The sequence below is a fragment of the Caproiciproducens sp. genome, from assembly GCF_053840905.1.
Window position 1 is genome coordinate 1 of sequence record NZ_JBNLXQ010000011.1, and the last position, 13,933, is coordinate 13,933.

Consider the following 13,933-nt stretch of genomic DNA (forward strand, 5'->3'; position numbering starts at 1 on the left):
TCCACGCTCCCGTGTGGGGAGCGACCAATCAGTTCCGACAGACGATCATGGCCAAACCCGTTTCAATCCACGCTCCCGTGTGGGGAGCGACTAATCAGGATTATAGCCAGATGATTGAGAAGATTGTTTCAATCCACGCTCCCGTGTGGGGAGCGACATGATACTGGTTATGTTGCAGGTGTTCCTTATTCGTTTCAATCCACGCTCCCGTGTGGGGAGCGACACCAGAATCAATCATTTCAAAACGACCAGAAAGCGTTTCAATCCACGCTCCCGTGTGGGGAGCGACCTTAGCCATCTTTTTTAGCTGGCGTTTTGAATAGGTTTCAATCCACGCTCCCGTGTGGGGAGCGACCTATTCCGCTTACGGGTCAACAGATAGCTGTTTCGTTTCAATCCACGCTCCCGTGTGGGGAGCGACGATTGACAGGTATGACCCGAAAGAAGTAAGCAAGTTTCAATCCACGCTCCCGTGTGGGGAGCGACGGCACTACCGCAGAGCATTGACTGCGACGGAACAGTTTCAATCCACGCTCCCGTGTGGGGAGCGACCTTTGGCTCCACGGGTTGAGGTTTACGCGAATACGTTTCAATCCACGCTCCCGTGTGGGGAGCGACGGAACCGATAGACGAGCCAAAAGATCCGGAATCAGTTTCAATCCACGCTCCCGTGTGGGGAGCGACAATTGACCGTTATGATTCAAAGCAAGTTTCTAAAGTTTCAATCCACGCTCCCGTGTGGGGAGCGACATGGGTGTATTTTGAGGTTATAATCAAGTAGGGGGTTTCAATCCACGCTCCCGTGTGGGGAGCGACCCAGTGGCCCCCTGTGCTGTAATTCCAGCAGATCGTTTCAATCCACGCTCCCGTGTGGGGAGCGACGTTTCACGACCACGTTGCTCCCGCAATATGTATCGTTTCAATCCACGCTCCCGTGTGGGGAGCGACTCAGCAACCTTGCCGTTGTATGGCTGCTGGTTAGTTTCAATCCACGCTCCCGTGTGGGGAGCGACAGCTTCCTGATGGCCATCTTCTCCTTTGCGGTCAGTTTCAATCCACGCTCCCGTGTGGGGAGCGACTCTCGCAGCAGAATATGCAGATGATGATGGAGGGTTTCAATCCACGCTCCCGTGTGGGGAGCGACTTGAACAGGAGGCATTGGGATGAAAGCATCAAAGTTTCAATCCACGCTCCCGTGTGGGGAGCGACAGCAAAAAGTAACAAACGAATCGCATGTTATCAAGAAAGATAGCAGCAATTTTCCTATAAATTGCCTGGCACTATCCAAGACAATTCAAAAACGATTCTTCATAATAATTAAAATTGATTGTTAGAAGGTGCGAACAGCAGAGTAAAAGCATGTGTGCTTACCGTTCGCACCTTATAAAATAAGCGGTTCCGTAACATCAAAAGAGGGTTTTGCTCCCATGTGTTCGACCTTTGTTTTGTAGTGATCGCCAAGGTAGTAAAAACGGAGGCTGTCTTTTTCCGGGTTGATTATTTTTTCGAGCTGATGCTTGACCGTGCAGCACAGGGCGGCGTCCATAATACATTCAAATACGGAATTCTGGACGCGCTGTCCGTAATTTACGCATACTTTTGCGACCTTGCGCAATCGTTTTTGCCCGGCCGGGGTTTCCGTATTTACATCATAAGTAATTAATACGAGCATATGACTTCTCCTATTTCCATAAAAACGGCGGATAAACATCCATGTCTCCGCGCAGGTACCGCGCAAGAAGCAAAGCCTGCGAATACGGGACAAGGCCCCACTCCATTTTTTCTCCAAGCATTGGGTGGGTGATCTGTTCCTGCTTTTTCTTTTGCCAGGCAGTCAGAATGGTTTTTCGCGTATCATCGTCCATCAGGACGGCGCCGTTTTCTTTCTGGATAAAACCTCCGCCGTTGACCTGCTTCGTATTGATCAGAGTCAGAACAAAGCGGTCTGCCAGAACCGAACGGAACTCCTCCATCAGATCCAGCGCGAGGGAAAGCCTTCCCGGCCGGTCGCGGTGCAGAAACCCGACATAGGGGTCCAGTCCCACGGCTTCCAAAGCGGAGGCCGTATCGTGGGCGAGAAGGGTGTAGACAAAGGATATCATCGCGTTAACGTTGTCCATGGGAGGGCGGCGGTTGCGGCTGCGGAAGAAGAAGTCGTTCTTCTGCTGCAGGATCATATCGTCCAGCACGGAAAAATACTGTGTCGCCGCTTTCCCCTCGATCCCCCGGATATCTTCCAGTGTTTCCGCACACGGAAGGCTTCGGATCGCGTCCGCCAGAGAAGCGGAAACTCCGCTCAGTTTTTCCTTATCCAGTCTCAGGGGATAATCCCGGGCGGCCCTCTCGACAATCCAGCGGGAATTAAATAGTTTTCCGGTAATAAAACCCCGGGCGATCCCCGCGCTTTGCGCTTCGTCATCGGAAAAGCGGTACTGGGTTTTGCGCAGCAGCACGTTTCCCTGTTCCGTTCCCGATACGCGCGCCAGAAAACGTCCGTGCATCGTGAGAAAGGTCAGCGCGACGCCGCGTTCGGCGCAGGCCCCCATCAGGGCGGGGCTGGCACCCGTATAGCCGAAGGTGACGATTCCGTCCAGATTATGCAGCGGAATTCTCCGGGTTTCGCTTTCCTCCCTTTGTATGACCACGTTTTCACCGTCCAGCGCCAGATAGGCGTCCTGTGAAGTAACGTACAGCGTGTTTCCCAATATCTTCACGAAAATTCCTCCAGACGCTTTTTCAGATAATCCGCCGCAGAACCGCCGCGGCACAGCTTTGGCAAGCAAAGGCCCTTCAGCGAGCAGGCGTTGCAGCTTTTTGTCGGCTTTACGCGCGGCGTATGATTCCGGCGGGAAAGCTCGTGCATCTCCGAAAGCATGGCGGCGACTTTCCCGCGCAGGGCTTCGTCCAGAGGGACGGCGGTCCTGCGGGCGGTTTCGCCGTAATACAGATAGGCTTTTGGAATTTCTCCGCACAGGAGCATTTCTTCCAGGCACATGGCCTGACAGCAAAGCTGCAGACGGTCGGCGTCGTTTTCTTTCGGCGAGCCGCGCTTATATTCCACCGGCACGGGAAGCCACTTCCCTTCGCGGCCGAAAATGGGCACGCCGTGGGGAGAAGCGTGAAATTCCACAATGTCACAGACTCCGTTTACGCCGAGTTTGCGGGAAAACACAGCCATCCCGCGCGAAACAATCCGGTCCCCGCGCTTTTCAGCGGAGAAGGAGTCGTGCGCGTTCTCGTGCAGGATGTGGCCCTCGGCGGTGCGCAGGTTTTCGTTCCACTGCATCTCAAGATAGGCGAGCGCCCACTGGCGGCGGCAAAAAGCGAAATGCTGGAGGCCGGCGATGCTCAGGAATTCCTCCTCGCTATATTCCATCGTAAATTTCAGGGGTGAGTCCGTCCAGCGTATCGACCGTGACGGTATAGTAATCCTCCATCCGGAAAGGCAGATTGCCGCCCGGGGCTTTTTTGCCCTTGATCTGGTCAATGTGTAAGGAACGGTGTACCTTGGCGGAAGAGTACTGTCCGGTTTTACAGTTGTGCTTCCACCAGAATACCTTACAGATTTCCATGCTTCCGTCCGGCCGCGCCGAAGAGCTGTCGTTTTCAAACAGGGAAATCAGCGCTTTGCGGATGAGCTTTGCGTCCTCTTCCGTAAATCCCGTCTTCTCCGCCAGCTGGCAGTTGATGCTGCCGTAAAACACATAGACACCGAAAGGAACGCAGTGCTTCATCCCCATGGTGTCGGAGGATTTCTTATCTCCCGTCACGCTGTTGACGCTTTTGGTAATCTGGATGCTGGCGATGTCGATGGGGTCGACGCTGAAGGCCGGGTGGACGGAAACGGGACCGCGTACGCCGACGGAGACGTCGTTGCCTTTGAAAGCGAAGACCTGCCCGAAGGAACGCACATCCATCCATTTTTCACAGGCGACTTTCGCATAGAGCTCACTGTCTTTTGTCTTTTTCAGCTCGTCTACGGAATCCGCGCGTTCCTTCAGGCTTTTGAAGCCGTCCGCGCGTTTGTCGTCGGACTGGACGAAAACAGGCTGCCCCATGTCCATCAGGCGGTTGCGGATTTTCCGTTTGATGCATACGTCCGAAATTTCGCCGATGCCGTCATAGGTCTCGCGGGGACGGTTGCCGTTCAGCGGGTCGCCGTTCGGGTTTGCATTTTTTACGGACAAAATTACCGCGAAATCAATCTTGTTGGCCAGTGTGCTCATTTATTTTCCTCTCCTTTTGTACTGCTTTCAGCAGCTTCCATTTTTTTACGGATGTTTTCCTGCTTTTCCTCATGAAATTTCTGCATCTGGCACGCATAGCCCAGCAGATAAATTTCGGAGAGCGGAGCGTTTGAAAATTCATTGACGGGAATACGGGAAATCACTTCGTCCAGCTCCTCCCGGTACCGTTTCCCCCTGTCGCCGAGCTTCTGCAGATAGGGCAGAAGCTGATGGTATAACGTTTTCCATGTTTTCGCGGGGTGCTGGCTGAACGCCGCCTGCACCCGCTCCGCGTTGGTGCTGCGGGATGTTTCCGACAGCCCGAGCGAATAGCTTTCGATCTGCTGCGCGTAGGCGAGCGCCCTGCCGAACAGGTAGCTTCTGTCGTTTTCCTCCGGATTCAATGCCATGGTCCAAACCTCCCTGTATGTTTCATCCTTGATTTGTTTATGGTTGATGCGGTCGTTGCGGTATTTGCGGATTAAGGCGCAGGCGACCCCGAGCGTCATTCGGTATTCCCCTTTGTCCATTGCCTCGGGGTTGGAGGCGCGCCGGGCTGCGCAGAGCATCAGGTCTTCGGGCAGGGGAGCGCCGTCCACAATACACGGCAGCAGGCGCTGTACGGCGCTTTTCATAAGCTTGTCGTCGGCGCGGCTGCCGTAGGCCGCCTTCACAATGGATTTTGGGGAAGGCGCGCCCCGAAAAGGCATCGGCCTTGTTTTTTCACCCGACTTCCAAGCGGTCTCAGGAAAGCCGTACAGCTCCCAGGAACAGGTGTCGTGCCAGCTTTTCACGCGCGTAAAAAGGTCCTTCGCCTGCATTTCACGGTAGTAAAAAACGGAAAGCCGGCCCGGTGTGGCGGAATCCAGCCCGATGACGCACATGTCCTCCCAGCCTTTCAGATTGCCGCCGTATCCCGCCATCGCTTTTGTAAAACGCGCCGCGAATTCCTCCCCGGTCGTGACCGGCGGCGGGTCGGGCTCAAGGTCGAACAGCAAATCCAGCGCTCCTTCGCACGGGTCGATCGCTTTGCTGCCGTCCGTCCTCCACGAAAGGATGATCTGGTCCCCGTTGACATAAGCCTGCCGGGGAATCAGCCATTTTAAGGCATTGTGGGCTTTTTCCGTCGTTTCCCGCCCGACGCAGAACGCCTGGGAAGGCGTTTCAAATCTGCCGCGGTAGGTGAAACCGCTGTCGTCGTTGGCGGAAATCAGCTTTGCGCCGTCGCCCGGCCGTCGGATATATTTCGGGCTGAAGGAAGACACGGGCATCTCTTTTCCTAAAACATAGCAGCAGCCCCGGTCCGCCTGCAGGCTGTTCTGATAGTCAATAAAGCTTTTCCAAACGGTTTCATCCTCCCACGGCCGGCTCCGCAAATCCTCCGTACCGTCTGCCGGGACCACCTGAAAGCGGATAAAAGCGTCGGCCTGGTCCTTGGAGCACACTTTGAAGATGGGAGGAGTATCTTCTTTTTTGCCGTCCCAGGTTTCCGGCAGCCGCCCGGATTCCTCCCGGTATAAAATATTGTCGCGAATCAAATCGGCCATCAGCGTTCCCTTTTTCAGATATTCCAGAATGGCACGGATCTTCGGATGGACGTACGGCGAACCGCACCATGCGGAAAGCTGCTCAATATATTCGGCGTAGTGGCTGCTTTTCGGGTCGCGGTAGTTTCCGTAGTCCCCCGCAATGTATTTCAGACCGTCAAACAGCGGGTGGGGTACGGGGCCGCTGGTTCTGACGGACGACTGTTCCGTACAGGGAATCAGCGTGGCCCGGTCCTTTTTGTCGGTCAGAACCTGCGCGCGGCCGGATCGCCAGCAGCCGTTGGTGTCGATGACCGCTTCCACGTGAGCCTGCTGGATGGTGTGGTAAATGGGCATGAGGGGAGGGAGGTCGCCTTCCTTTTTGCCCACAAGGCTCTGGCAGTTTTCATAGGTTTCATAGAGCTTCTGCATCCAGCCCATTCGGTGCCGCCTCCTTTGCCGGATCGTCGCAGCCGGACAGATTCTGCCCGATTACAAACGCCTTTGGCTTTTGCTTTTTAATGACCCTTACCACGGGGCAGTCCCCGGGGGTACAGAATTCGATGACGCCGTTTCTCATTTTCGGATACCAGAAGCGGCTTTCCAGCTGATTCCGTCCGGTTTCGTCAGGATAATTGAATCCGTGGAACATCAGGCCGAAGGAAAGCTCGGGCGTATCGCGGTAATATCCTTTCGCTGTATCGGAAAAACCGGCTTCGCAGGATTCGACATACGCCTGGCATTCCCTTGTGCCGAGGAATACGTCGCGCCGTCCGCCGCGCTCGATCATGCGCTTCGCGATCAGGTAATGCTTGTTTTCATTGCGGTCGGCCGAAAGGTCGGGCCTGTTTTCGTTCCACTCAAAATGGGCTTTTACTTCATAGGCGACGTTGGTCAGGTACGTGTAAATGGAAAGCGTGTTCCCGCCGGTATAACCGATGGGGCGGATCCCCTCCGACCGGCTGCAGATGGGGTTCATGACCCGCACCGCGTCCACATGCCAGATAAAAGTCGGTTTCCAGTACACGGATTCCAAAATACCCTTGAGCGCCTGATAGGTCGGTACCTGGTAGCTGCATTTTTCCCCTCCGGCCCTTGTGACCGGGTCGCTGAAAAGCGCCATTTTGCCGGAAATCAGAAAACTTACGCTGTTTTCATATTCCAATGATGATTCTCCTTTCTGTAAACAGATTATTCGATCAGTGTGTCCATTTCCGCGCGGCGTGTCTGTACGCCGAGGTCGGGGTGGTAAAACCCTTCGCGCAGAATGGCCGCGCCGCTGTCGGGCGGGATACGGATCGCTCCCAGATCGCTGAGCTTTCGTCGCTCGCCGTCGAACAGGTGGACGGTAAAACGCTGCGCCCGCCGGATCAGCCCCGGCAGCTCGCGCAGATCGGGTTCCGCGCACAGCTCCGCGATCAGGTTTTTTCCTTCCCCATACGGAACGATCACGTCAAGGCCGCCCTTTTCAATGGCTTCAAAAAGCTTTCCCGCCGTTTCAAACGCCTGATGCATCGGGTGCGGCGGGCGGGGAACACGGTTTTCCGCACTGCTTTTTCGGGACAGGGAATTTTCGGATAAGAGATCGAACAAATCGGTCGGAGCGAAGAGCTTGGGATCGTCTTTTTCGCTGACGGGATAAGAAAGCTGCTGTTCCTGCAGATGATAGTAATGATGGTAATATCGCCTGACCGCCCGGGGGGAAAGGGGATCGTCCCCGAATTGTGCGGAATCGATCTGAGAGGCGTCCAGCACTTCGGCGGCGGCTTCCTGCGCCCTTTGAATATCCGGAAGCGAGGAGAGATTTTCATCCGCGCATTTTATAATGAAAATATCGCGGCAGGCGCTTTCCCCGTGGCGGTTGCAGCGACCGGCGGCCTGCGCAATGCTGTCCAGCCCGGCGAGAGAGCGGATCACGCACTGGAAAGACAGGTTGACCCCGGCTTCGATCAGCTGGGTGCTGATACAGACCATCCGGCCGGCGCCCGGAGCCTTGAGTTTGTCACGAATCTCCCGGATCCGGTCGATCCGGTGCTGCGGGCACAGGCTGGTGCTCAGAAAATAGAGCGGCACGCGCTCTTCCTGCGGGCGTTCCTCCATGCGGGTCTGCAGAGCGCGGTACAGGGAAGCCGCGGCGGACTTCGTGTTCAGAATTGCCAGCAGGTTTTCGCAGCCGGTCAGCCTGTCAGCGCTGAATTCCGCCAGCCGGTCTGCGGAAAAAGCGCCTTCGGCGGTTTTGTCCACGACCCGGGTGCGTCGGAAGGCCGCGAACGTCTCTTCCAGATTTTCGGTCATCTGCGCTGGCTCGCCCGGAATAACCGGAACCTTTAGCTCCTCCGAACTCGGCTGGGTCGCGGTGCAGAGAACGACCGCGCAGTTGCAGACGTACGCGAGAAAATCCAGCGCCGCGTTGAGCAGAAGCGTGCATTTCACAGGCATCGCCTGAACCTCGTCCAGAATAATCACGGAATTTGCCAGACTGTGCATGCGTCGTACGCATCCGGTCCTCCCGTCGAAAAGCGTGTTGAGAAACTGTACCGTGGTGGTGAGGATCACCGGCGGCGACCACCGCTGGGTCAGGAGCTCGCGGCGGCCGGCCTCCTCCTTTTCTTCGTCGGCGACGACCACGTCGCTGTGGTGTTCCAGCAGAATTCTGGCCGTCTGTGCATCCTCGTCATCCAGGCCGAGGGCGGCCCGGATATCCGAAGCGTTCTGCTCCAGAATACTTTTATAGGGGGCTATGTAAAAGACGTGCTCCTTGCCGTTTTCTCTTGCGCAGTTCAGAGCGTAACGCAGGGAGCTGAGCGTTTTTCCGGAGCCGGTCGGTACGGACAGCCGGTAGATTCCGCTGCCGTTTTTGCTGAAGCGAAGGCATTGCCCGGAAATTTCCCGGCGCTTTTGGTCGATGGGGGACTGCCCGGAGAATCCCCGCAGATGGTTTTCCAGTTTTTCGGCAAGCTCCCGCCATAAAGCATGCAGATCCGGCGGCTGCGGTTCCTGCTCGTTTGCTTCAAATAAAAAGGTGTCATACCGGTCGGCGTCGATCAGGCAGCTCAGCAGATACCGCTGGGCCATTCCCAAAAGAAAGCAGAACGCCTTCTTTCTGCCGCCGGAAGGAATTTTTTCACAGAGGCTTCGGATGGAATTTCCGAGCTTTCCAACCTCCTGCTGCGCTTTCAGAAACAGATCGTCCAGTTCCCGGGGACAGGAACTTTTCTGAAAATAGTTTTGTAAAGCCTCTTCGTAGTTGATCTCCTTTTCGGGCCATGCGCGCCGCCGCAGGCAGTCGTCCCCGGTAACGCCCGTTACATCCGGCAGCCCGCCGTGGTGCCCGCAGACAGCGGCGGTAAGAAGTTCCGCCGTAAGCCCTTTGACGGAGCCGTCCAATCCCCAGTTTTCATAGCAGTACCGGGCTCCGCAGAAGGAGTGGGGGATTTTCCCCCGCTGCGACGCGTCGCCGCCGCGCAGATAGCGCTGGAATTGCGTCGTTCCCTTGCCGCTGTCATGCAGGAGGCCGGCCAGCAGTCCAAGGGAAGGAAGCCCGATTTTTTCACAGGATTTTCCGCAGGATACGGCCACGTTCCGGCTGTGCTCCGAAAGCGGCTGTACACGGCCGGTTTTTTGATCGATGTGTGCTAAAATGCGGTGATCTTCCATTTGTCTACCTCTGAATTTTCGTGTTTGAAAGATGCTTTCTTTTTCAGTATACTTCCGGAATATAAATATATCAATAATAAACCGACGGATTTCTGGTGTTTTAACTATAATTTTACATATTAAAAGCTGATTTTTATCACAATATCAAAACCATCGCACTATCATGACTGTATGATTCTTGTTTCCCTGACTTTTTTCCTCAATGGTAAAACACAGTGTGGAGACACCGAAAGCTCGTCAATTCCCATTCATGGTAGCAAAGGCAAGTACTTTTGATTTGTCAAGCCGTACTGCTCGCCCTTACACCAAAAGTTCTTATTTCCATACTTGTGTTCAAGTTCCCAAACCGTGCGGAACGTTTCATCATCAAGCAGTTTGAACGCACAAAAAAATCGCCGAAGGTGCCGGGGTGACTATTTGTATTTATACAGCAATTAAAAATGCACGATGTTCAACTTTGCTCAAGTGTGATCGGAAAGATTACGGAATAAAAGAGTAAGAGACTGCCATCCATAACGGTTGGCGGCCTCTTTTTTTCTACTCATAAATAGAATCAGAAAATGGAGTATCCTATCACTGCAGATTGTGCGCAATTGTCTTTTCTGTCGAAAACTCTTCCCAAGGCTCGAAATATAGCGGACGAATCGTCTGCTGCCCGATCGGATCCGCCGAAGAATCCCGTAATGCCTCGCGCTACGTTAGGGGGACTGCTTCGATTTGCCGCATATTTTCAAAAAATGCTGCATGGGTATGGTCAAAAACTTATCCGTGCGGTAAATGACGGAGAGCGCCCAGGGAAATTCCGGGTTCTTCAGGTGGAGCTGACATACACGGTCGGCGTACAGCTTGTCGACCAGGGGCTTGGGCAAGATGCTGACGCCTTGATTGTTTGCGACCATTTCCAAAAGCAAATCCCATTGGGAACTTTCAAAAACGATATTCGGCGTAAAGCCCGCGGCTTTGCAGCGTTCCAGCACTACATCGTAATACATATAATCCGGAGAAACCATTAACAAACGCTCCGCCCCCAGCGCCCCGAAGTCCACGCAGCTTTTGGCAGCAAGCGGATGCTGCTTGGGAACGGCCAGCACGGCTTCCGAGCGAAAAACGGTCTGGCTGTAAAACTTACCGTCCGAAAACGGTTCGATGACCACGCCCAGGTCGAGCGATCCGTCATCCACCAGATCGCGGATCGATTTGGAGGTGATCTCTGTAATCTGCAAATCGGTTTCCGGGTAAGCCTTCCGGAATTGATAGATCAGGGAGGAAAAATAGATTGTTCCGGCGGACGGCGGAAGACCGAGCGTCAGGGTACCGCCCGAGCAGCGCAGCCGCTGCTCCAGTTCCTGTGTCTGCGTGTGATAATAGTCCAGCAGCTTTGCCGCGTATTCATAAAATGCCAGACCGTCCTGCGTAATCACAAGATCCTTCACCCGGCGTCCAATGAATTCCGCCTGAAATTCATTCTCCAGCGCGCGAATGGCCTTGCTCAGGGTCGATTGGCTGACAAAAAGCTTCTCCGCCGCTCTTGTAAAATTGCGTTGTTTGACCACTTCCACATAGTAGGCCAGCTGAACCATCGTCATTGGGGATTTCCTCCTCAATTGTTTACTCTGTCTTCATTATACCTGGAAATCCTGTGATTGCAATCCTGAAATCGCCAATTAGGGAACGCTTTTATATGAAATTGATTCATATGGGTATGAATTTTTTGTATTTTTCCTCTGAAAAATACCGTGTTATGATAATGATGAAGAAATGCTTTGGCCAAAGCAGACGAAATTCAATGAAAGCTTGCATGCGGCTGTATGCAAGCGAGAGGAGAGGTATTTGTGCAAGAGCAAGAGAAAAAAGTATCTTCCGTCAGGGCCATTCTGATTGAAACGGTGATGTTTTTTACATACGCGTTTTTCGCCGTGAACTGGGTCGCCGGCAGTACTCTGACGCCGCAGATCATGAAATATTTCAATCTGCAGTCGTTTGCTTCGGCAACCTTTATTTCCAATGCTATTACTATCGCAAAAATTATCGGCAACTTCATGGCCGCCGGAATTCTTGTCAAACTGCTGCCCAAAAAGGCGATTGGCCTGGGTTCCGGGCTGATTGTCGCGGGCAGCGCGCTGGCTGTGCTGGCGCCGCAGTATTGGATTTTCATTTTGGGCCGCTTCCTTATGGGGTTTGGCGGCGCGCTGTACGTAGTTTATTTCAGCCCGGTTGTCATTCACTTTTTTACCCCTGAGAAACGCCCGACCGTCAATGCGCTCAATAACGTGGCCTACAATGTCGGGGGAATCATCGCAATGCTGATCGTCGGCCCGGTCATCCGCTGGATGCAGACCTGGCAGTACAGCATGGCGTTTTTCGCGGCAATCAGCGCCGTACTGTTTATCGCATGGCCGGTTTTGGGACAGGACTTTGAATTGAACAGTTCCTCCGGTGCGGACACGGAGAAATATACCATAGGGGATGCGATCAGGGAAAAAACCAACTGGTTCCTGCCGCTTACCTATTCCGGATTACTTACCTTCTACATTGTGCTGCTCAATATTTTCCCGATTTCCGGAGTAACCGCAATCAACTCTAAAACACTCAGCACCCTGGTGGCGGTCGGCGGCGTCGTCGGTTCCGTGCTGGCGATTCTTCTGTCCAAGGTATACTTCAAGCGCCTGCCCGTGATCCGCTGGAGCGGTCTTGCCATGACCTTGTTCGGTGTGCTGATGTTCAACACGAAAAACGGCTTGCTTTCGATGGTTGCCGCCTTTGCCATCGGCGTGCTGATGTTCCTGCCGATTACCTCCCTCGTAATGATTCCGCAGGAGTTGCCGAACATGTCCCCCGCAAAGCTGACGACCATTATGGGGCTGTTCTGGGCGCTGTCCTATGTGATCGAATCGGTTGTGTTCTATCTGATCGGCATTGTGATCGACAAATCCGGGTATTCGGCCGGACTGACCATCGCGCTGGTGATGAGCGCAACCTTCTTCCTCGGATCGTTCCTTCTTCCGGAAACAGGGCGAACAGCAAAGGAAAAGAAACAGTAAATTCAGAAAGGAAATTTTCATGAAATCATTTGAAGAAATATACCGTGAGAAAAAAATGACCGCCGAACAGGCGCTGGAATTGATTCAGGACAACGATTATATGTTTTCCGCCCAAGCGGCCGGGGAGCCCGAGGCGATTCTTGAAAAACTGCAGTACCTCAAGAAAACCGGCGTAAAAAATACAGTCCTGAACACCTGCCTGCCCCTAAAGGATTACGAGGCGTTCAAGGACCCTGAAATGAAGGGGATTATGGCGCATAACGGCTGGTTTTTCAATGCCGGCCTGCGCGACGCACAGACCAAAAAGCTGGTGAGCGACGTGCCCCAGAGCTCCACCTCCATCCTGCGCAAAACCCTCGACCGCATCGCTTATGAGAATCGCCGCCCCGTGGTGCTGGCCACGGTATCCCCGATGGACCGGCACGGCTATATGTCCCTGTCCGTCAGCGCGATTTACGAGCGGGACCTGATCGATAAGGGGGCGCTTGCCATCGTGGAAGTGAACCCCAATTTTCCCCGTACCTTCGGCGACACACAGGTCCACATTTCCGAGGTTGCGGCAGTTGTGGAATCCGACCGCCCCATCTTTAAAAGCAAGCTGGCTCCCTATACCGAAACGGATGCGCAAATCGGAAGATATATCGCCTCACTGATCGAGGACGGCTCTACGATTCAGCTGGGAATCGGCAATATTCCGAATGCGGTGGCGACGGAGCTGAAGAGCAAGCACCATTTGGGAATCCACACGGAAATGTTTACGGAAACCATGGTGGATTTGATTGAATGCGGCGCGGTGGACAATTCCCAAAAGGGTCTGCTCAACGGCTACTCGGTCTGCTCTTTCACAATGGGAAGCCAAAGGCTGTACGATTACATCGACAACAATCCCTCTGTTTTGTTTAAATCCTGCACCTTTACCAACGACCCGTACACCATTGGGAAAAACAATAAATTTGTTTCGGTGAACGCCACGCTGGAGGTTGACTTTACCGGCCAATGCGCTTCGGAAACGGTCGGCCACACCCAGTGGTCCGGCACGGGCGGGCAGTCGGAAACCGTGCAGGGCGCGCAGATGTCTCCCGGCGGCAAGTCGATTATTGCGATGCACTCTACCTATACCACCAAGGATGAGAACGGAAAAGAGGTCCTTCACTCGAAGATTGTACCGTTTTTGAAGGAGGGCTCGACCGTCACCACGTCCCGCAACGACACGGACTATGTGGTGACGGAATACGGTATTGCGTGGCTGCGCGGGCTGAATGTGAGCCGCCGCGTGGAAGCGCTCATCAACATTGCGCATCCGGACTTTCGGGAGGAGCTGCGCCGCCAGGCCGAAATAAACAGAATTTGGTAAAAAACTGTTTTCCCCCCGCACAACGCCCCCTGCTTGTTTGGGACGTTTACAGCATTTTCTGAACATCAAAATAATGATTGATATAAGAAAAGCGTCAGCCCTTCCGTTTGTGATCATTCGGAAAGGCTG

Annotated in this window: 10 protein-coding genes and 1 CRISPR repeat array; of the genes, 2 read left to right on the forward strand and 8 right to left on the reverse strand. The window is 54.0% G+C overall.

Annotated elements, in window-relative coordinates:
- Window positions 1–59: 59 nt before the first annotated feature.
- Window positions 60–1,209: direct repeats of the CRISPR family, unit length 32 nt; unit sequence GTTTCAATCCACGCTCCCGTGTGGGGAGCGAC.
- A gap of 172 nt (window positions 1,210–1,381) precedes the next feature.
- From cas2 to ACQGQ5_RS11670, 8 genes are all read right to left on the reverse strand, one after another.
- Window positions 1,382–1,672 (reverse strand): CRISPR-associated endonuclease Cas2, encoded by a 291-nt coding sequence (gene cas2, locus ACQGQ5_RS11635; protein WP_275713486.1) that lies wholly within the window; start codon window positions 1,670–1,672, stop codon window positions 1,382–1,384.
- Window positions 1,673–1,682: 10 nt separating this feature from the next.
- Window positions 1,683–2,714, reverse strand: coding sequence for a type I-C CRISPR-associated endonuclease Cas1c (gene cas1c / locus ACQGQ5_RS11640; protein WP_455736667.1), 1,032 nt, complete (start codon window positions 2,712–2,714; stop codon window positions 1,683–1,685).
- The gene (gene cas4 / locus ACQGQ5_RS11645; protein ID WP_455736668.1) at window positions 2,711–3,376 is read right to left on the reverse strand and encodes a CRISPR-associated protein Cas4; all 666 of its coding nucleotides are present in this window, start codon (window positions 3,374–3,376) and stop codon (window positions 2,711–2,713) included. Before cas4 ends, cas1c begins: the two co-directional genes overlap by 4 nt.
- Complete coding sequence (gene cas7c / locus ACQGQ5_RS11650) at window positions 3,366–4,226, reverse strand: type I-C CRISPR-associated protein Cas7/Csd2 (RefSeq protein WP_455736669.1); 861 nt, start codon at window positions 4,224–4,226, stop codon at window positions 3,366–3,368. Before cas7c ends, cas4 begins: the two co-directional genes overlap by 11 nt.
- Window positions 4,223–6,193 (reverse strand): type I-C CRISPR-associated protein Cas8c/Csd1, encoded by a 1,971-nt coding sequence (cas8c, locus tag ACQGQ5_RS11655; RefSeq protein ID WP_455736670.1) that lies wholly within the window; start codon window positions 6,191–6,193, stop codon window positions 4,223–4,225. Before cas8c ends, cas7c begins: the two co-directional genes overlap by 4 nt.
- Entirely contained in the window at window positions 6,168–6,917 is a 750-nt protein-coding gene (gene cas5c, locus ACQGQ5_RS11660; protein ID WP_455736671.1) for a type I-C CRISPR-associated protein Cas5c, read from the reverse strand. Before cas5c ends, cas8c begins: the two co-directional genes overlap by 26 nt.
- Before the next feature lie 26 nt (window positions 6,918–6,943).
- Window positions 6,944–9,409 (reverse strand): CRISPR-associated helicase Cas3', encoded by a 2,466-nt coding sequence (gene cas3, locus ACQGQ5_RS11665; RefSeq protein WP_455736672.1) that lies wholly within the window; start codon window positions 9,407–9,409, stop codon window positions 6,944–6,946.
- A gap of 698 nt (window positions 9,410–10,107) precedes the next feature.
- Entirely contained in the window at window positions 10,108–10,995 is an 888-nt protein-coding gene (locus tag ACQGQ5_RS11670; protein WP_455736673.1) for a LysR substrate-binding domain-containing protein, read from the reverse strand.
- A gap of 246 nt (window positions 10,996–11,241) precedes the next feature.
- Between ACQGQ5_RS11670 and ACQGQ5_RS11675 the strand changes: the two genes are divergently transcribed.
- On the forward strand, window positions 11,242–12,450 hold the full coding sequence (locus ACQGQ5_RS11675; protein WP_455736674.1) for an MFS transporter: 1,209 nt from the start codon (window positions 11,242–11,244) through the stop codon (window positions 12,448–12,450).
- Window positions 12,451–12,469: 19 nt separating this feature from the next.
- Window positions 12,470–13,804: an acetyl-CoA hydrolase/transferase family protein gene (locus tag ACQGQ5_RS11680; RefSeq protein ID WP_455736675.1), complete on the forward strand. Its 1,335-nt coding sequence runs from the start codon at window positions 12,470–12,472 to the stop codon at window positions 13,802–13,804.
- The last annotated feature ends 129 nt before the right edge of the window (window positions 13,805–13,933 follow it).

Excerpts from the sequence above, each read along its gene's own strand:
- ACQGQ5_RS11670 (WP_455736673.1), bottom strand. The coding sequence starts at position 10,995 with ATGACGATGGTTCAGCTGGCCTACTATGTGGAAGTGGTCAAACAACGC.
- cas2 (WP_275713486.1), bottom strand. The coding sequence starts at position 1,672 with ATGCTCGTATTAATTACTTATGATGTAAATACGGAAACCCCGGCCGGG.
- cas8c (WP_455736670.1), bottom strand. The coding sequence starts at position 6,193 with ATGGGCTGGATGCAGAAGCTCTATGAAACCTATGAAAACTGCCAGAGC.
- cas4 (WP_455736668.1), bottom strand. The coding sequence starts at position 3,376 with ATGGAATATAGCGAGGAGGAATTCCTGAGCATCGCCGGCCTCCAGCAT.
- ACQGQ5_RS11680 (WP_455736675.1), top strand. The coding sequence starts at position 12,470 with ATGAAATCATTTGAAGAAATATACCGTGAGAAAAAAATGACCGCCGAA.
- cas7c (WP_455736669.1), bottom strand. The coding sequence starts at position 4,226 with ATGAGCACACTGGCCAACAAGATTGATTTCGCGGTAATTTTGTCCGTA.
- cas3 (WP_455736672.1), bottom strand. The coding sequence starts at position 9,409 with ATGGAAGATCACCGCATTTTAGCACACATCGATCAAAAAACCGGCCGT.